Below are 18260 nucleotides of genomic sequence, written 5' to 3' on the forward strand. Positions count from 1 at the left end.
CGACACCCCGCCGCGGCCCGGATCAGCGTCCGGGCCGCGGCCCCGCGCCGTCGATCAGCACCGCCCGGTCCCGCGCCGCCACCACCGCCGCCGACAGGCTCTGGATGTCGTACGCCCCGTGGTGCCGCCTGCCGTTGATGAAGAACGTCGGCGTGCCCGACACCCCGCTCAGGTCCGCCGACTCCACGTCCATCTCCACCCGCCCCGAGCCCCTGCGCCCGCGCAGCGCCTCCCGGAAGGCGTCCACGTCCAGCCCGAGGTCCCGCGCGTGCCGCAGCAGGTCCTTGACGCCCAGCTCGTTCTGGTGGGTGATCAGCAGGTCCCGCATCTCCCAGAACGCCCCCTGCGCCGCCGCGGCCTCGGCCGCCTCCGCGGCCAGCTGCGCGTTCGGGTGCACGTCCGGCAGCGGCAGGTGCCGCCACACGTACCGTACGTCGCCGAAGTCCGCGAGCAGCTCGCGCACCACCTGCTCGGCCTGGCCGCAGTACGGGCACTCGAAGTCGCCGTACTCCACCACCGTCACCGGCGCGTCGGCCGGCCCGCGCATGTGATCGCGCTCGGGGTCCACCGGCTCGGCCAGGTCCACCACCGACTCCGCCGTGCCCAGCAGCGCCCGCGCCCGCAGTGCCTTCGGCAGCCGGGAGGTCACCAGCGCCACCACCGACGTCGACAGCATCGCGAAGACCACCGCGCTGAGCACCCCGATCTTGGCCTGCTCCAGCTGCCGCCCGTGGAAGGCCAGCGTCGCGATCAGCAGCGACACCGTGAAGCCGATCCCGGCGATCGTGCCGCCGCCCAGCACCGCCGCCCACCCCACCGGCGGGCGCATCCGCCCGCGGCTCAGCCGCGTCGCCACCGCCGACGCGCCCACGATGCCGACCGGCTTGCCCAGCCCGTAGCCCAGCAGGATGCCCCAGGTGACCGGCGAGGTGAAGGCACCGGCGAGCACCGAGCCGTTGATCTCGATGCCCGCGTTGGCCAGCGCGAACACCGGCACGATCGCGTAGCTGCTCCACGGGTGGTACAGCCGCTGCAGCCGGTCGTTGGGCGACAGCGCGAGCGCGATGCCCTGCCGCGCCTCCCGCTCCAGCTCCGCCGTCGGCTGCTCGCGGAAGGACCGGAAGAGACCGCTGGCCCGCTCCAGCGCGTCACGCTGCGCCGGGTACGCGTACGACATCAGGCCCATGAGCAGGCCCACCACCACCGGGTCCACCCCGGAGTGCAGGAACGCCACCCACGCCACGACGCCCAGCAGCGCGTACACCGGCCCGCGCCGCGACCCCGTGCGGCGGAAGAACGCCGCCGCCACCAGCACCCCGAGCCCGATCAGCAGCGGCGTCCACGACAGCGACTCGCTGTACGCGATCGCGATCACCGCGAGCGCGAGGAAGTCGTCCACGACGGCCACGGTGAGGATGAAGGTGTGCAGCCGGCGCGGGAAGCGCGAGCCGAGCAGCGCCAGCATGCCCAGCGCGAACGCGGTGTCGGTGGACATCGCCGCGCCCCAGCCGTGCGTGGTCGACGAGCCGGAGTTCACCGCCAGGTAGATCGCCGCCGGCACCGCCATGCCGCACACCCCCGCCAGCAGGGGCAGCGGGATCCGCCGGCGGTCGCGCAGCTCCCCCATGTCGAACTCGCGCCGCGCCTCCAGGCCCACGACCAGGAAGAACAGCGTCATCAGGCCGCTGTTCACCCACTCGCGCAGGTCCATGTCCACGCCGTGCGAGCCGATCCGCACCGACAGATGCGTCTGCCAGAACGACGCGTAGCCGCCCGGCGTGATGTTCACCCACGCCAGCGCCGCCAGCGTGCCGGCCAGCAGCACCGCCGCGCTGCCCGACTCGGTGCGGATGAACGCCCACGGCGACGACGCCCCGGAACGGTCCCGTTCCGTACGGCCCGTCAAGGGGGTGGTGAAACCCCGGAACATCCAGCCTCCCTGTCATGCGCGCCTGCCACACCTGGCATGATCCGTCCCCCGGGACATTACGGCAGACCAGCAGCCCGCGGGGCGTACCCGGTGGGAGGATGGACCCGGTCCGGCATGCGGACGGCGACGAGGCGACGAGGCGACGACTAGGGGGGGCGGCCGGCGATGGCGCGCGACGAAGCCGTGATCGGCTGCACCGGGCACCTGCTGGTCGCCACCCGCGGTCCCGAGGGCCCCGGCGAGGTGCTGGTACGGGTGCGGGGCGGCACGGAGGCGTTCCTCGCCTGGTCCGACGGGCCGCTGGCCAAGGGCAGCCAGGTGCTCGTGGTGGACTCCCGCGGCAGCCGGCAGGTGGACGTGATCGCGTGGGCCGACCCGCTGGACCCGCTGGACCCGCTGGACGCGACCGGCGGTTGAGCCGCGGCAGACCGCGCGGCCGGCCGCGCGGAGCAGACGAAGGAAGAAGGCAACAATGTTTGGTTACCGCGTTCCCGCGCCCGACGAGGCGATGCTCATATCCGGTGGTCGCCGGGGCCTGGGCGGCGCGCCGTTCCGGGTCGTCACCGGGCACGGCAAGTTCGTGCTGCCCATCCTGCGCAAGACCCGCTTCCTGACCCTCGCGATGTGCGAGGCCGAGGTCGCCGAGACCTGCGTGACCCGGCAGGGCATCTCGCTGACGGTCAAGGCCGTCATCGCCTTCAAGGTCGGCAACGACCACGAGAGCATCGTCAACGCCGGCCAGCGCTTCCTGTCCGACCAGGACCAGATGGCCGTCCTCACCGGCCGGATCTTCGCCGGCCACCTGCGGGCCATCATCGGCTCGATGACGGTGGAGGAGATCGTCACCGAGCGGCAGAAGCTCGCCACCGAGGTGCTGGAGACCTCCAAGACCGAGATGGCCAAGATCGGCCTGACCGTCGACTCGCTGCAGATCCAGTCCATCGACGACGGCGACACCGGCTACATCGAGGCGATGTCCGCCCCGCACCGGGCCGCCATCCAGCGGCAGGCGCAGATCGCCCAGGCGCAGGCCACCCAGGCCGCCGTGGAGGCCCAGCAGGTCGCCGCGCGCAACCAGGCCGAATACGCCAGGCAGACCGCCGTCGTCCAGGCCGACTACTCCGCCCAGGTCGACCGCGCCCAGGCGCAGGCCGCCCAGGCCGGGCCGCTGGCCCAGGCGCACGCACAGCAGGAGGTCATCGCCGCGCAGACCGAACTGGCCCTGCGCGCCGCCGAACTGCGCCAGCAGCAGCTCGTCGCGGAGATCGTCAAGCCCGCCGAGGCCGAGGCCGAGCGCATCCGCACCCTCGCCGCCGCCGAGGCCGAGCGGATGCGGATTCAGGCGGCGGCTGCCGCCTCGCACGACCGGGTCGCGCTGGACCGGATGCTCATCGACCAGCTCCCGCAGATCGTCAAGGAGGCCGCCAACGGCCTGGCCGGCGCCAACGTCAACGTCCTCAACGGCGCCGACGGCCTCGGCGAGATCGCCGCGGGCCTGGTCGGCCAGGGCCTGACGATCCTGGACTCGGTGCGTAAGAACCTGCGCGCCGACCCCGAGGACGGCGGCTCCCCGTCGAACGCGGTCGAGGTGCGCCGCCCGCAGGGGCCCGCGGACGGCCGGGTCGACCTGGACTGACGCGCCCGGCCGGACACCCGCCGCATCACCCCGGGACACCCCGGATCACCTCAGGACGCCGCCGCGGCCCCGCCGGCCCGGCGGCGTCCGCATGCCCGCGCCGGCGCGGGCACCGGGGACGTAATCGTGCTAAGTGGCGCATGCGGGACACCGGTCGCACAGTGGAACAAGAGGGCCGAACCGCCGGTCCGCGCCGCAGGCCCGCCGCCGGGCGGGGGCGCGCAAGGGCGCACGGCCGTACCGCGGCGCGGCCGGGAACGGCCCGGCGGCACGCCGCTCCACCCTGCCCACTGAGGGGATTTCCCATGGCGAACGACAACGCGTCCAGGTCCGTCTCCAGCCGCCGCGACGACATCGGCGGCAAGACCAGCATCGCCGACTCCGTGGTGGCGGTCATCGCCGGCATCGCCGCGCGCGAGGTCGACGGGGTGCACACCATGGGCGGCGGCGCCTCGCGCGCGGTGGGCGCCGTACGCGACACCGTGTCGCGCTCCAAGGACTTCACACGCGGCGTGAAGGTCGAGGTCGGCGAGAAGCAGGCCGCCGTCGACCTGGACGTCGTCGTGCTCTACGGCACCGAGATCGCCGACGCGGCCTCCCAGATACGCTCCCACGTCGCCAACGCGGTGGAGCGCATGACCGGCCTCGAAGTCGTCGAGATCAACATCAACGTCCGCGACGTCTACATCCCCGGCGAGGACAACGACGAGGAATCCGAGTCCCGCGTCCGCTGACCGCTCGGACCCGCCCGGCCCCCGCGCCCCCGACGGCCGGTACGCCCCCACGGCGTGCCGGCCGTCCGCGTGCCACCGGGCGCCGGCACGTCGCCCTGACGCGGTTCAGCCCAGCGTCCGCGCCCACTCGTCCGTGGTCAGCACCTCGCCGCGCCGGCTGAGCACCTTGCCGACCAGCGCGGCGTGCAGCTCCGGGTCCGGGTCGGCGCATGCGTCGGACAGCACGGTGACCCGGTAGTCCAGGTCGGCCGCCTGGAGCGCGGTCGACAGCACGATCCCGCCGGTCGCGATACCGGCGAGCACCAGGTGGCCGACGTCCATGGCCGCGAGGATCTGGTGCAGGTTGTTGCCCGCGAAGGCGCTCACGCGGTTCTTGTGCACGACGAGCTCGCCCTCGCGCGGGGCGGCGTCCGGGTGGATCGCGGCGCCCGGGTCGTCGGCGGTGTAGAGGTGCGGGGCGAGCGCCCCGAAGGTCTTGTTGCGCGGGTGCGCGTCGACGTGGCCGGGCCGGAACCGCAGGACGACGTGCAGCACCGGCACGCCCGCCGCCCGCGCCGTCTCCAGCGCCCGTACGGCCGCCGGCAGGTAGTCGGCGGGCAGCCGCCCGAGGTGGTGCAGCTGGAGGTCCATCGCCAGCAGTGCGGTACGCGACATGCCGGTGCCTTTCGGTTACGCCGCCCCCCGCGCGGCCAGCGCTGCCGCCAGCGCCGCGCGGATCGGGGCGAGATCGACGTCCGCGGCGACCGTCGCCGCGTCGGGCTGCCGGGTGCGGGCCGGCTCGGTGCCGAACAGCGCCCGCAGCAGGCGCGGGTGGACGGCGCGGGCGATCACGTCGTGCGCGGCGTCCTCGGCGTCCTGCGCGGTGAGCCCGCAGCGCCGGGCGAGGAAGTCGGCGAGCCGGCGGTGCGTCGAGTCGAAGACCGCCTCGTAGTACCGCGCGGACGCCTCCGGCAGCCGCTCGGCCTCCGCGATGCCGAGCCGGCACATCCGCAGCGTCGGCTCCCACTGGAGCATCTGCACGAAGCGCCCGCAGTACAGCACCGCCGCCTCCGTGGCGTCCTGCGCGTACGTCTCGGGTGTGCCGAGCCGGTCGAGGTAGAGCTCGCGCACCAGGTCGACGACGGCCAGGAAGAGCTTGTCCTTGCTCTCGAAGTGCGCGTAGAGCGTGCGCTTGGAGGTCGAGGCGCCGGCCGCGACCTGGTCCATCGAGGCGCGCTCGAAGCCGGACTTGAGGAAGACGTCCTTCGCCGTGAACAGGATGTGCTTCCGCAGCTCGTCGCCGCGCCTTGCCATACGTCCTCCCGTGCAGCAAAGTAAACGGTACGGTAGAGTTTACTTCTGGTCGCTTCCCATCAGGTCGAGGAGTCCGACATGATCGTCGTCACCACACCCACCGGCAGTATCGGCCACCAGGCCCTGGAACACCTCATCCGGGCCGATGCCCCGCTCCGGGTGATCGCCCGCGACCCCTCGCGGCTGCCCGCGGCCGTCCACGAGCACGCCGAGGTCGTCAAGGGGGCCTCCCACGACCCGGCCGTGCTCGCCGAGGCGCTCGCCGGAGCCGACAGCCTGCTGTGGGTCATGCCGCCCGACCCCGCCGCGGCCAGCGTCCACGCCCACGCGATCGCCTTCACCGGCCCGCTGTGCGACGCGATCACCGCCCACCGCGTCCCCCGCGTCGTCGGCGTGTCGAGCCTGGGCCGCGCGGTGGCGCGACACGCCGGGCAGATCTCCGCGGTCTTCGCGATGGACCACCTGATCGAGAGCACCGGCGTCCACTACCGCTCCCTCGGCATGCCCGGCTTCATGGACAACATGCTGTGGCAGCTCGAACCGATCAGGTCCCAGGGCGTCTTCTTCGGCTCGCTGCCCGCCGACCGCAAGAGCCCGGCGTGCGCCACCCGCGACATCGCCGCCGTCGCCGCCGGCCTGCTGCTCGACCCCACCTGGACCGGCCAGGAGACCGTCGCGGTGCCCGGCCCCGAGGACCTCTCGCCCGACGACATGGCCCGCGTCATGTCCGAGGAGCTCGGCCGCCCGATCGGCTACCGCCGGCTGCCCGCGCAGGCCCTCCAGGCGTCCATGGTCGAGCGCGGCATGACCCAGGCGTGGGCGCAGGGCCTGACCGACATGACGGCCGCCGTCGAGGCCGGCCTCTACGACGCCGAGCCCTACCCGGACCGCGCCACCACCTCCCCGACGACCTTCCGCACCTGGTGCCGCGAGGTGCTCCGCCCGGCCCTCGGCGCCTGACCTCCCGTCGGCGCCCCCCCGTCGCCCCGCAGGCCCTCCAGGCCGGGACCGCGAGTCCCGCCCGGAGGGCCGCCCGCTCACGGCGCCGTGACGTCCGCCCGGTCGATCGCCACGTTGTTCCCCGAGCTCGCCCCGTTGCGCTGCCCGGTGTTGACGAGGGTCAGCGTGTGCGCGCCCGGCGAGAGCACCGGGCTCGTCCACACCACCCCCGAGGCGTTGCGCGCCGGCGCGTAGCCGTCCACGGCGACCGCCGGCCCGCCGTCCACCGACACCGAGAAGATGCCCTGGTCGACGTCCCGCACCGCGTGCAGCGCCACCCGCGAGCCCTGGAAGTGGAAGCCCGCCGTCGCCCCGGCCACGTACGACCAGTTCGCCGTCCCCGCGTACATGTCCGGCACCCCGGTGGTCACGCCCCAGTTCGCCCCGTACGTGAAGTAGTCCGCGCCGCCGCCGGTCACCGTGCCGTCCACCACCGTCGTCGTCCCGCCGGACCCGGAGCCGTTCCCCGGCGTCAGCGTCACCGCGTACGCGTCCGTACCGCTCACGTAGGAGACCGGCACCGACAGCGTCGAGCCGGCCGACACCGCGACGTCCGCGTCCTGCACCGTCAGCGGCGCGTCCAGCGGCGCCACGTCGGGGATGCGCTGCACCAGCACGTGCACCTTCCCGTTCGCCCCGACCAGCCACGGCGTGGCGGCCAGCCCCGTCACGTTCAGCGTCGTCGCGCCGGACTGGCCGGAGTTGCTGCCGAGCAGCGCGTACGCCGTCGCCGCCGCCTGGTCGCGGCTGCCGGCCACCGCGATCGCGCCGCTGCTCGTCGAGGCGACCGTCGCGCCGCTCATCCGCGCGTACGCCCGGTACGTCCACCACTGCCCGGTCGGCTGGCCGCCGGCGGTCAGCAGCGAGTCCAGCGACGGGCTCGTGCAGCAGTCCGACCAGATCGCGTGCGCCGCCTGCGACACGCCCGACACCGCGAGCCGGTCCAGGAACCACGCCGTGTACCCGGCGTTCTGCTGCTGCGAGAACAGGTACTCGTTGATCGTCGTCGGCCGCGCCGGCACCCCGTGCGCCGCCATCAGCGCGCCGGCGTCCGCGTTGTCGGCGGCCGGATCCGCGCCGAAGTGCCAGTTCACCACGTCCGGCAGCGTCCCGTCGGCCTTGGTCTGCCCCAGGAAGCCGTCCAGCCACCCGTGGTTGTAGCCGCTGTACGACGGCCCGACGACCACCGCCGACGGCTGCAGCCGGCGGATCTCCCGTACCGCCGTGTCCCACATCCGGTAGTACTGCGCGCTGTTGACGCCGCGCTGCCAGAAGCCGGTGCCGTCCGGCTCGTTCCAGATGTCGTACGCGACGCTCACGCCCGACGCCCGCACATCGCCCACCACCCGGTCGACGAACGCCGCCCAGTTGGAGCAGTCCCCGTTGTCGCACGGGTAGACGGTGTCCGCCGGCTGCGTGGTGTCGGCCCCCCAGAGGTCCGACACCAGCAGATGGTAGGTGGCGTGGTAAGGCGCCCCGGTCACCCGCCGGGCCTGCGACAGCGCCGAGTCGATACGCGCCTGGTAGCCGCTGCCGGCCCGGTAGCCGTCACCGAGCCAGCCGCCGCCGGCCAGCCGGGCGCCGCCGCCGCGGAAGAGCGTCGGGGCGAGCGGCTGGAGCAGGCTGTCGGCGGGGCCCGAGCCGTCCTGGCTCAGCCCGTACAGGAATCCGGACCCGGCATGGCTCGGGGCGGCGCCCGGCCGCGACAGGTCGATGCTCACGCTCGTGTCGGCCGCGCCGGCCCGCGCCGGGGCGCTCACCAGCCAGCTTCCGGCGAGCGCCGCCACCGCGAGCCCGGCCATGGCCCGGGCCCGCAGTCGCCGCAAGGGACGGTGGTTCATCGTGCCTCCTGTGGGGGAAGGTGCGCCGCGCGGCGCACAAGGGAAAACGCACGGAACGCAAGAACTCACAACCGGACGAAAAGCTCGCCGTCACGCCAGCGGCGGCTCCGCGTCGCCCCGCACGAACAGCGGGATCCGCTCCAGCGGCGCGTCCACCGTGACGTGGTCCCCGCCCGGATACCGGCGCCCGGTGTGCGCGTCCCGCCACTGCGCCCCGGCCGGCAGGTACACCCGGCGCTCCCGCGCCCCGGCTCGCGTGACCGGCGCGACGAGGATGTCGGGCCCGAAGAGGAACTGGTCCTCGACCTCCCAGGCCACCGGATCGCCGGGGAATTCCAGCAGCAGGGGCCGCATGAGCGGTATCCCGGTGCGCTCGCCGTCCCGCAAATGCGCGTGGACGTAGGGCCGCAGCCGCTCGCGCAGCCGCAGCAGACCGGTCAGGATCCCGTACGCCTGCGATCCGTACGACCACACCTCGTTGGGGCCGCCGCCGTCACCGACCATGCCGTGGCTGGTGCGCGGCTCGCGGTGCCCGTGCAGCCGCAGGATCGGGCAGAAGACGCCGAACTGGAACCAGCGCACGAGCAGTTCGCGGTACGCCTCGTCGTCCGGGTCGCCGCCGTGGAAGCCGCCGATGTCGGTGGTCCACCACGGGATGCCGCTGAGCGCCACGTTCAGCCCCGCCCGGACCGAGTCGGCGAGCGCCGGGAAGGTCGCCGGGATGTCACCGGACCACAGCACGACGCCGTGGGCCTGCGAGCCCGCCCACGCCGAGCGGATCAGCGAGCACACCGCGTCCTCGCCGGCCGCCCGCAGGTGCTCGAAAATCCCGCGGGCGTGGTCGCGCGGGTAGAGGTTCGCCACCTCGCCGCCGGTGCCCGCCGCGAAGTCCAGCTGGTGCGGGCCGGCCGGCCGCATCTCCGGCTCGCACCCGTCCAGCCACAGCGCCCGTATGCCCAGGTCGTAGTAGTGCTCCTTGACGTTGCGCCACAGGAAGGCGCGGGCCCGCTCGTCCGTGGCGTCGTAGAACGACACGTCGATCTCCGCCGTGCCCTCCCCGTCCGGCCACTGCGCGTGCGCCGTCGACCCGCCCGCCGCCGCGGCCAGCAGCCCGGCGTCCCGCATCACCGCGTGGTTGTCCGACAGCGGGCTGACCGACGGCCACACCGACACCGCCGGCTCCACCCCCAGCTCCCGCAGCTCCTCGACCATCGCCCGCGGGTCCGGCCACGCCCGGCGGTCGAAGTCCCAGTCGCCCAGGTGCCGCCAGTGCAGGTAGTCGACCACCAGCACCGACAGCGGCAGCCCGCGCCGGGCGTACTCCCGTGCCACGCCCAGCAGTTCCTCCTGGTCGCGGTAGCGCAGCTTGCTCTGCCAGAAACCCGACGCCCAGTCCGGCAGCCGGGACGGGAAACCGGTCGCGCCGGCGTACGCGGTCAGCACCTCGGCGGGCGTGTCGCCCACCGTCAGCCAGTAGTCGATCTGCCGCGCCCGGTCGGCCACCCACCGGGTGCCGTTCGCGGCGAACTCCACCCGCCCGACCGCCGGGTTGTTCCACAGCAGGCCGTAGCCGCGGCTGGACAGCGCGAACGGGACCGACACCTCGCCGTTGCGCTGCGCCAGCTCCAGCACCATGCCCTTCTGGTCCAGCCGCCCGTGCCCGTGCTGCCCGAGCCCGTAGATGCGCTCGCCGTCGTAGGCCGCGAAGCGCTGCTCGATACGGTGCAGGCCGCCGCCGAGCGGGTCGAAGTGCCGCGGCCCCGGCCACCAGAAGTGCGCCGGCTGCTCCCGCAGCACCTGCGCGCCGGTGCCGGCGTGGTGGAAGGCGACCAGCCCGCTGCGCCCGTCCACCTCGACCCGCACTTTGCCGTACCGGAGCGTCGCGGACGCCCCGTCCGGCGCCACCCGGGCCTCGAAACCGGCCTCGTCCACCGGGGGTTGCCGCGCGCTCAGCGCACCCGGCAGGTCGGGCAGTACACGGTCCAGGCCGGCGCGGACGCGGACGCCGTCGGCGCCCCACGGCTGGACGGCCAGCAGATGGTGGCCGTGGCGCCAGGTCAGGGTGTGGCCGGCGACATCGAACGGGGTGGGCACGGACTCTCCTCGGGGTGAGCTCGGACAAGGGGTGCGGGGGAGGGGGCGCGGGAGGGGGGAGGGGTCAGTCCTTCAGGCCGCCGCTGCCGATCCCCGCGGCGACGTAGCGCTGGGCGAGGACCAGCAGCAGGGCCGCCGGCAGCGAGGCGACGACACCGGTGGCCATCACGCTGTTCCAGTCGGTGAGGTTCGCCCCGATGAAGCGGTAGATCCCCACCGTCACCGGCGCCCGGTCGTCCTGCGTGGTGAGCGTGACGGCGAACAGGAAGTCCGCCCAGGCGAAGAGGAACGAGAACAGCGCCGCGGTGATGACCGCGTTGCGCGCCACCGGCAGCACCACCGACCAGAACGTCCGCAGCCGCGACGCCCCGTCCAGCGCCGCCGCCTCGGTCAGCTCGCCCGGCACGCCGCGCAGGAAGGAGTGCAGGATCAGCGTCGCGAACGGCACGCACAGCGTGGAGTCGGCAAGCACCAGCGCCACCGGCGAGTTGATCAGCCGCAGCCGGTCCGCGGCGACGTACAGCGCGTTCGCCATCACGATCCCCGGGATCATCTGCGCCACCAGCAGCGAGAACAGCAGCGCGCGCCGCCCGGGGCTGCGCAGCGTCGCCATCCCGTACGCGGCGGGCGCGGCGATCAGCAGCGTCACCGCCACCGTGCCCAGCGACACCCCGAGGCTGACCAGCAGATGCCCGCCCTGCGAGTCCAGGACGCTGCGGTAGCCGGCCAGCGTGCCGTGCAGCGGGAACCACGTCGGTGTCGGGCTGACCAGGTCCTGCGTCCGCAGCAGCGAAGCGTCGACCATCCAGTAGAGCGGGAAGAGCATCACCGCCACGATCAGCACCCCGGCGCAAGTGACCACGACCTTGCGGCCCTTGGCCGGCCCGCCGCCCGACACGTAGGCGGGCCTTGCCCGTTCGGCGCTCACCGGGCCCGCCCTTCCTGGTCGCGCACCGCACGCAGATACAGCGCCGCGAAGACCACCGCGAGCAGGATCAGCAGATTGCCCACCGCCGCGCCCCGCCCGAACGTCAGCTGCTGGAAGGAGAGTTGGTAGGCGTATGTGGTCAGCGTCTGCGAGGAGTTCGCCGGCCCGCCCTGCGACACCGTCATGATCACGTCGAAGGCCTTGACCGTGTAGATCAGCCCCAGCGTCAGCACCACCAGCGACACCGGCCGCAGCATCGGCAGCGTGATCCGGGTGAAGCGCTGCCACGCGTTCGCCCCGTCGATCGCCGCCGCCTCGTACAGCTGCTCGGGAATCGCCTGCAGGCCGCCGTACAGGATCACCATGTTGAACGGGATGCCGACCCAGATGTTCACCAGCGTCACCGCCACCAGCGACATGTGCGTGCTGACCAGCCACGGCACCGGCTGGTGGATCAGGTGCAGGTGCAGCAGCGCCTGGTTGACCACGCCGGAGTCGTTGTAGAACATCCAGCGCCACACCGTGCCCGACACCACCAGCGGCAGCAGCCACGGCACCAGCAGCAGCGAGCGCAGCACCCCGCCGAGCGGGAAGGACCGGCGGAAGAACACCGCGAGCCCCAGCCCGACGGCGAACTGCAGCAGCAGCGAACCGGCCGTGAACAGCGCGGTGTTGACCACCGTGCGGGTGAACTGCGGGTCGTGCCACACCGCCCGGTAGTTCGCCAGCCCCACATAGGGCGCAGAGCCGGTGAAGAACGACGCGACGGTGTAGTCCTGGAAGCCCATCCGCACGTTCGACGCCAGCGGGTAGACGTAGAAGGCCGCCACATAGGCCCACGCGGGCAGCACGAAGGCGAACGCCCGCCACCCGGTGCGCCGCCGGCCCGGAGCGCGCCGCGCGCCCCAGGGCAGCAGGCGGCCCCCTGGCGCTCCCGCCGCCCCCGCCCCCGTCGCCCCGGCCGCCGCGGGGGCGGTGCGGCCGGCCTTGCCGAGCAGCGCGGACATCAGCTGCCGGCCTCCTTCTGCGCCTCGGCGAGCGCCGACTGCGGCGACTTCCCGCCGGCCAGGCTCGCCTGGATCGCCGCCCACAGCGCGGCGCTCACCTTCGGGTAGCCGGTGCCGAGTTCGGCGGTACGCGCCTGCGCGGTGCCGATCTCCGCGACGAACGCCGCCAGTTGCGGGTCGGAGCTGCCCAACTGCGCTGCCGCGGACTGGTTGCTGGGGATGTAGCCGGCGTCCTTCGACCACTGCGCGCTGTGCTGCGCGTCGAGCAGGCAGGTGACCACGGCGACCGCCTTGGCCTCCCGGGCCGGACTGCTGTGCCCGACCGTCCACACCTCACCGCCCAGCGGCGTGACGGGCTTGGCCGAGGCCGACGGCACCGGTATCGGCACGATGCCGAAGTGCAGGTCCTGCTTGGCGTTCAACGCCGGGAGCTGCCATGGGCCGTTGACCATCATCGCGGCGTTGCCCGACAGGAACTGCGCGTTGACGTCCGCCTGGCTCCAGTTCACCACCGACTTCGATGCCGCCCCGCTGTCGGCCAGGTCCTTCCACAACGCCAGCGCCTGCACCGCCTGCGGCGAGTCCAGGTCCTTCAAACTCGCGCCCGCGGTCCAGAAGAACGGCTCGAACTGGAAGCTGCCCTCCTCGGTCGCGATGGCGGAGAACGCGATGCCGCGCTGCGCGCCCTTCGTCAGCGCCTTCGCGTCCGCCGCCAACTGCGCCCAGGTGGTGGGCGGTTGCAGCTTCGCGGCGGCGAAGAGGTCCTTGTTGTAGTAGAGCGCCAGGCCGTTGACACCCGGTGCGATCCCGTACGTCTGCCCGTCGTACTGCCCCGCGGAGACGATCGACGGATACAGCCCGGTCGTCGACAGGCCCGCCTTCGACAGCGACACCAGGCCGCCGGTGGAGGCCAGTTGCTGCAGATCCGGGTTGTCGATGAGCGCCAGGTCCGGCATCGAGCGGGCAGCGGCCTGCTGGAGCAGCTTGGGCATGAACTGCTCGCGCGGCACCTGCTGGTGCTTGATCTTCACGCCGGCCTGCGCGCCGCAGGCGTCCAGCACCTTCGGCAGCTGCGTGTTCTGCGGCGCGGAGGTGTAGTAGTCGGTCTCGGTGAGGGTGTCGGCGGATCCCGAACCGGCCGAGGTCGCGCCGCTGCCGCAGGCGGTGAGCACCAGGGCGCAGGCGGTGAGGCCGGCGGCTGCGGCGGGTCTGGACAGCAGGGGAGGGAGGGTGGTGCGGCTCATGAGAGTGGCCTCTTCGAACTGGTCGAACTGATTCGACAGATGACAGGAGGAACGGCGGAACGCCGGGACGGCGGAGCGGCGCACGGCCGCGGACTCAGGACGGTGAACGGGGCTCGGAGGATCCGGGAACCGGATCGGCGGACGGGGGGAGGGCGCGGAGCCCGGGGGCCGGAAGCGGGTGCCGGGGCCAGGGGGTCGGGTGTCGGGGTGCCGGGAGCCAGGGGCCGGGGGAGCGGCGGTCAGCCGGGCGCGGGCGCGGTGCTCGCCCGCTCCGTCCAGGTGGGCGCGAGCAACTGCCGGGCGGGAACCGGCCGGGAGGCGATCATGCCCGCCAGGCTGCGGACCGCCAGCCGTGCCAGCTCCTCCGCCGGCAGCGACAGCGAGGTCACCGGCGGCGTGGTGCGCTCCGCCTCCTCGTCCGTGCACAGCGCGATCACCGACAGGTCCTCGGGGATCCGCCGCCCCATCGCGGCCAGCCGGTCCATCGCCGGCCGCAGGGCACGCTCGTTGTAGACGATCAGCCCGCTCATGTCCGGGAGTTGCTCCAGCAGGGCCGCCAGCGACTGCTCGACCCCGGCCGGCGAACCGTCGCAGGACGCCCACGCCGAGCGCTGCCCGCGCTTGTCCAGCGCCGCCAGCACCTCGTCGCGCGCGTGCGAGGCGTATGCGGCCCGGCGCTCGAACACCTCGGGGGTCTGCCCCAGGTAGCCGACCGCCCGATGTCCCAACTCCAGCAGGTGATCGGCCAGTTCCTGCGCCATGGTGGCGAAGTCGAAGTCCACCCGCGGCAGTCCGTGCGCCCGGTCGGGGCTGCCCACGACGACCGCGGTGCACCCCGACTCGCCCAGCAGCGCCACCCGCGGGTCCTCCTCCTGCACCTCCATGAGCATCACCCCGTCCACCAGCGAGGCGGCGACGACATCCCGGATCGCGGCACCGTCGTCGTCCGCGGTGAGCATCAGCAGCTTCAGCCCCGCCTCCTGGGCCTGCGTCATCGCCGCCCACACGTACGGCATCTGCACCTGGTTGTGCGGCCCGTGCACCATCGGCAGCGCCATCGCGATCACCCCGGTGCGCCGCGTCCGGATCGACCGCGCCCCGGCGTGCGGGGTGAACCCCAGCTCCCTGATGGCCTGTTCGACCCGCTGCGACGTCTCCGCCGAGATGGACCGGTTCCCGCTGAGGACGTACGACACCGTGCTCCGCGACACCCCCGCCTGCCGCGCGACGTCCGCGATGGTGACCGCCATACCCGCCCCCTACGACGCCGGGCCCTCGCCCGAACTCCGTCGAACCGATTCGATGCCGGGGACCGTAGCACCGCCCGCCCCACCCCTCAAGGGTCCGCGCACGACTTGCCCGGCCCTTTCCGGCGCTGCGCGCCCTCAGCCGTCGCCGAGCTCCCCGCGCACCGTCTCCGTAAGCCCGGCCGCCGCACGGAGGTCCACCGCGGCGGCGGTCGGGGCGAGCGCGGCGAAGTCCGTACGGGAGACGACGCCTGCGGTCGACGTGTCCGCCCACGCGCACACCGGCAGATAGACCCGGCGGTCGGCGGCGGAGTCGGTCCCGACCACCTCGCAGGTGACCTGGCGGCCGGCGCCGGGGGCGGCGAACACCTGCGGGGAGACGGCGACCTGCCCCCCGCCGGTGTCCTCGGCGTAGACCAGCAGGCCCCGCACGGCCCGGGCGCCGTCCTCCACCGTGCCGTACCCGCCGTCCACGTCCAGCACATCCCGGGCGCCGGAATTGTCGACATGGCGGTACGAGCCCCCGACCGTGGTCAGGCCGCGGGCCCACGCCCCGGCCGCGGCAGCGGAGCCGGAGTCCCGCACCAGCGCGTACCGCCCGTGGTCGAGCGTCCGGGGCACGCTCAGATGCGCGCCGCCAGCTTCCGCATGCCGGAGCGCCACCCCGGCCCCCACCACCACGACCGCCCCCACGACGACCGCCGCCACCACCCCCGTACGGCGATTGCGCCCCACCATCCCCGCCACCTCATTTCCCGGCCCGCACCTACCGTAACCGGCCCGGCTCAGCCCCCGCGGCCACCCCACCCGCCGGGCCGGGCACGGCCGTTACGCGGGCGCCGCCGGCCTCGAAGCGCGTAGCGCCCGCCGCTCCCGTACCGCCGCCGAGCCGACCGCGACCACGATGCCGCCGGCCGCCCACGCCGCCAGGATCCACAGCGCCCCGGTGATGGCGTTGCCGTGGAAGTAGACGGTGTTGCGCACCACGGTCGTCCCGGCGCCGGGCGGCAGCGCCTGCCCGATCGCCCGCCAGAACGGCGGAAGGAGGGCCGCCGGATACACCCCGCCCGAACTCGGGTTGCCCAGGACGGTGAAGATCAGGATCGTCAGACCGAGCCCGATCGTCCCGGCCACCGACTGCAGCGCGACACTCGCCGCGCCGGACGCGAAGACGATGAGCGTCCCGATCCCGACCAGCTCCCAGAACGCCCCCGGCAGGCTGTGCAGCCCCGGCCCCACGATGATCGCGCCGCCGATGCCCGACAGGAACGCGTACGGCACCATCGCCGCCAGCCGGATCAGCACCCGGCGCAGGTTCGGGCGGTTGGACCCCGCGGCCATGCTCAGCGCCGACGCGGCCAGGTAGCCGCCGATGGTCCAGCTCAGCACGAGGTAGAAGGACGACAGGCCGCGTGCGTCACCGGACGCCGGCGGGCGGATGTCGCGCACCACGACCTGGCGGTGCTGCGCGGTGTTGACGGTCTGCAGCACCTTGACCGCGGCGTCGGAGGCCGAGGGGCCGGCCGCGGACGCGACCAGCAGCGTGTCGGAGGTCCCGCGCGGGTCCACGACGAGGACCGCGTCCGTACGCCGCTGAAGGAGCTTGCGCGTGCCCTGCGCGCGGTCGGCGACCGCACTTGCGTGCACCGGTTCCCCGGGCAGCGCGTCGAGCCGGGCGATCGCCGCCCGCTGCACCTGCGCCGGCGCGACCACGGCGATCGGCACCCGGTGCGGCTGGGGCGCGTGGAAGGCGCCCATGTACGACAGCGCGAAGCCCAGTTGCAGCAGCAGCACCCCGAGCATGACCATCGCCGCCCGCAGCGTGATCGCGTCCCGCAACTCCTGGGGAAGGCTGCGCCTGCGGGCCGGACCGGGCTGGACGTGCCCTTCGCTGCCTGCCAATTCCCTCACCCCTCCAGCGCCGCGCCCCCCGGACCGCGGCCGGGATCGCCACATCGTCCGCCGGACCGCGACGCCGCTCCCCGCGGACGCGCCCGTACGCCCGCCCCCGCCACCCCTTCGGCGCAGTGGCCGCGGCTCCCTCCTGACCAGGTCGGCCGGTCGGCACCCGGTAGCGGTGCCGCGGGCCCACGATGTCGACAAAGCGACTGCCGCTGGCCCCGATATCGCCGACCGCCTACGCCGGCAGCGCCCGGCCGATGCCGCGCCCCGCGGCGAGCATCGCCGCCGCGTACCCCTGCCGCCGGGCCCCGGGTCGTACGTCATGGCCGGTGTGCCCGCCCGCCGCCTCCGGCACGGGCGTCGGCCGATGCCGTACCGCGACCCGGCCGAGCACGCGCTCCCCGCCACGGCGTCGTTGTCGGTACGACCCCGTCCCGGCGCACCCCGCCTTCTTCCGCTCGCCGAGCACCCGCGCGACGTACGCGCCGAACGCCGCGGGGCCGACGTCTCCCGGTCCCGGCGGGACTCGTCCACCGCGGCCAGGAAGGACTCCCGCAACCGGGCGGTCGGGGCGATCAGTTCGGCCATCCGCCCCTAATGCCCAGGGCGAGGGCTGTCCCGGCATGCGACCCACCGTCAAGGACTGAGCACGTACCGTCAAGGACAACGGGCCTCGTCACCCCTATGGTCGTGAGCAAGCGTCGGGCACGGCCTGCCGGGGAGGCGGCCGTCACCCGACCGCGCTCACCGAACACCCAGGGGGACCCGATGAACGACCGTCAGCCCGACAAGCCCGCCGCCGAGGCGACGCCGGACAACTTCTACAACGAGGCGATCCCGGACCACCTCTACACGGACGGAAAGCCGACCGAGCCCGCCGCGGAGGCGTCCCCGGCGAGCTTCTACGCCGACGCGGCTTCGGCGAATGTCCACGCGGAGGCTGCCCCGGACCACTTCTACACGGACGGGAAGCCGGCCGGGCCCGAGGCGGAGGCGTCCCCGGCGAATGTCCACGCGGAGGCGGTCCCGGCGAACTTCTACACGGAGACGCAGCCGGACAACGCCCACGCCGAGGCGGCCCCGGACGCCGCGCCCGAGGCCACGGGCGAGCCGTCACAGTGACCGCCGTGCCCGGCCGCCCCGGAGGGCGAGCACGGGCAGGACAGGCAACGCCCCCGCGGAGCGCCGCACACAGGTGACGGCAGCCCGCGGGAGGTGCGAGCACCTGCGGCCCGCCGTCCGCATCGCGCTCCCCGGCCCTGCCGGGCGGACGCGGGCCGCAGGAATCCCCCCCCGGCAGCTACGCCCGGCGCCCCGCCGACCATGAGCGCACGGCGCCGCGCCCCGCCCTGCCCCGAGGTCAATGGGGCCAGGGCCCTGCCATCCGCGTGGTCGAGGCCCAAGC

17 protein-coding genes are annotated in these 18260 nt (G+C 74.0%); 5 read left to right on the forward strand and 12 right to left on the reverse strand.

Annotated features, from left to right (window positions below; genetic code table 11):
* Nucleotides 1-22 precede the first annotated feature (22 nt).
* Entirely contained in the window at nucleotides 23-1930 is a 1908-nt protein-coding gene (gene nhaA, locus HCN08_RS24010) for a Na+/H+ antiporter NhaA (RefSeq protein ID WP_167985298.1), read from the reverse strand.
* Between the two features lie 165 nt (nucleotides 1931-2095).
* Here nhaA and HCN08_RS24015 point away from each other — a divergent pair, with 165 nt between their 5' ends.
* From HCN08_RS24015 to HCN08_RS24025, 3 genes are all read left to right on the forward strand, one after another.
* On the forward strand, nucleotides 2096-2347 hold the full coding sequence (locus HCN08_RS24015; RefSeq protein ID WP_167985299.1) for a hypothetical protein: 252 nt from the start codon (nucleotides 2096-2098) through the stop codon (nucleotides 2345-2347).
* A 55-nt stretch (nucleotides 2348-2402) separates the two neighbouring features.
* Complete coding sequence (locus HCN08_RS24020; RefSeq protein WP_167985300.1) at nucleotides 2403-3566, forward strand: SPFH domain-containing protein; 1164 nt, start codon at nucleotides 2403-2405, stop codon at nucleotides 3564-3566.
* A 305-nt stretch (nucleotides 3567-3871) separates the two neighbouring features.
* On the forward strand, nucleotides 3872-4300 hold the full coding sequence (locus tag HCN08_RS24025; RefSeq protein WP_167985301.1) for an Asp23/Gls24 family envelope stress response protein: 429 nt from the start codon (nucleotides 3872-3874) through the stop codon (nucleotides 4298-4300).
* Nucleotides 4301-4405: 105 nt separating this feature from the next.
* On the opposite strand, the gene HCN08_RS24030 is transcribed toward HCN08_RS24025, so the two are convergent.
* Both HCN08_RS24030 and HCN08_RS24035 read right to left on the reverse strand, forming a co-directional pair.
* Nucleotides 4406-4954, reverse strand: a complete 549-nt coding sequence (locus tag HCN08_RS24030; RefSeq protein WP_167985302.1) for a cysteine hydrolase family protein — start codon at nucleotides 4952-4954, stop codon at nucleotides 4406-4408.
* A 15-nt stretch (nucleotides 4955-4969) separates the two neighbouring features.
* On the reverse strand, nucleotides 4970-5593 hold the full coding sequence (locus HCN08_RS24035) for a TetR/AcrR family transcriptional regulator (RefSeq protein ID WP_167985303.1): 624 nt from the start codon (nucleotides 5591-5593) through the stop codon (nucleotides 4970-4972).
* A gap of 78 nt (nucleotides 5594-5671) precedes the next feature.
* Here HCN08_RS24035 and HCN08_RS24040 point away from each other — a divergent pair, with 78 nt between their 5' ends.
* Complete coding sequence (locus tag HCN08_RS24040) at nucleotides 5672-6553, forward strand: NmrA family NAD(P)-binding protein (protein WP_167985304.1); 882 nt, start codon at nucleotides 5672-5674, stop codon at nucleotides 6551-6553.
* A 77-nt stretch (nucleotides 6554-6630) separates the two neighbouring features.
* Here HCN08_RS24040 and HCN08_RS24045 read toward each other — a convergent pair whose 3' ends face one another.
* From HCN08_RS24045 to HCN08_RS24085, 9 genes are all read right to left on the reverse strand, one after another.
* Nucleotides 6631-8433 carry a glycoside hydrolase family protein gene (locus HCN08_RS24045; protein WP_167985305.1) on the reverse strand — a complete coding sequence of 601 codons (1803 nt, stop codon included), beginning with the start codon at nucleotides 8431-8433 and terminating at the stop codon, nucleotides 6631-6633.
* A gap of 90 nt (nucleotides 8434-8523) precedes the next feature.
* On the reverse strand, nucleotides 8524-10527 hold the full coding sequence (locus tag HCN08_RS24050; RefSeq protein ID WP_167985306.1) for a glycoside hydrolase family 31 protein: 2004 nt from the start codon (nucleotides 10525-10527) through the stop codon (nucleotides 8524-8526).
* A gap of 64 nt (nucleotides 10528-10591) precedes the next feature.
* Nucleotides 10592-11353 (reverse strand): carbohydrate ABC transporter permease, encoded by a 762-nt coding sequence (locus HCN08_RS24055; protein ID WP_167985333.1) that lies wholly within the window; start codon nucleotides 11351-11353, stop codon nucleotides 10592-10594.
* 98 nt (nucleotides 11354-11451) lie between these two features.
* The gene (locus HCN08_RS24060) at nucleotides 11452-12462 is read right to left on the reverse strand and encodes a carbohydrate ABC transporter permease (RefSeq protein ID WP_167985307.1); all 1011 of its coding nucleotides are present in this window, start codon (nucleotides 12460-12462) and stop codon (nucleotides 11452-11454) included.
* The gene (locus HCN08_RS24065) at nucleotides 12462-13706 is read right to left on the reverse strand and encodes a sugar ABC transporter substrate-binding protein (protein WP_167985308.1); all 1245 of its coding nucleotides are present in this window, start codon (nucleotides 13704-13706) and stop codon (nucleotides 12462-12464) included. The genes HCN08_RS24060 and HCN08_RS24065 overlap by 1 nt, the downstream gene beginning before the upstream one ends.
* Before the next feature lie 239 nt (nucleotides 13707-13945).
* Nucleotides 13946-14956: a LacI family DNA-binding transcriptional regulator gene (locus tag HCN08_RS24070; protein WP_167985309.1), complete on the reverse strand. Its 1011-nt coding sequence runs from the start codon at nucleotides 14954-14956 to the stop codon at nucleotides 13946-13948.
* Nucleotides 14957-15091: 135 nt separating this feature from the next.
* Nucleotides 15092-15691 (reverse strand): hypothetical protein, encoded by a 600-nt coding sequence (locus HCN08_RS24075; protein ID WP_167985310.1) that lies wholly within the window; start codon nucleotides 15689-15691, stop codon nucleotides 15092-15094.
* A gap of 90 nt (nucleotides 15692-15781) precedes the next feature.
* A complete protein-coding gene (locus HCN08_RS24080; protein ID WP_167985334.1) occupies nucleotides 15782-16792 on the reverse strand; it encodes a DUF3533 domain-containing protein in 1011 nt (336 codons plus the stop codon).
* Between the two features lie 298 nt (nucleotides 16793-17090).
* Nucleotides 17091-17249, reverse strand: coding sequence for a hypothetical protein (locus HCN08_RS24085; RefSeq protein WP_167985311.1), 159 nt, complete (start codon nucleotides 17247-17249; stop codon nucleotides 17091-17093).
* Between the two features lie 374 nt (nucleotides 17250-17623).
* Between HCN08_RS24085 and HCN08_RS24090 the strand changes: the two genes are divergently transcribed.
* Nucleotides 17624-17977, forward strand: a complete 354-nt coding sequence (locus HCN08_RS24090) for a hypothetical protein (protein WP_167985312.1) — start codon at nucleotides 17624-17626, stop codon at nucleotides 17975-17977.
* Nucleotides 17978-18260 lie beyond the last annotated feature (283 nt).

Source organism: Actinacidiphila epipremni, assembly GCF_012034175.1.
GTDB lineage: Bacteria > Actinomycetota > Actinomycetes > Streptomycetales > Streptomycetaceae > Actinacidiphila > Actinacidiphila epipremni.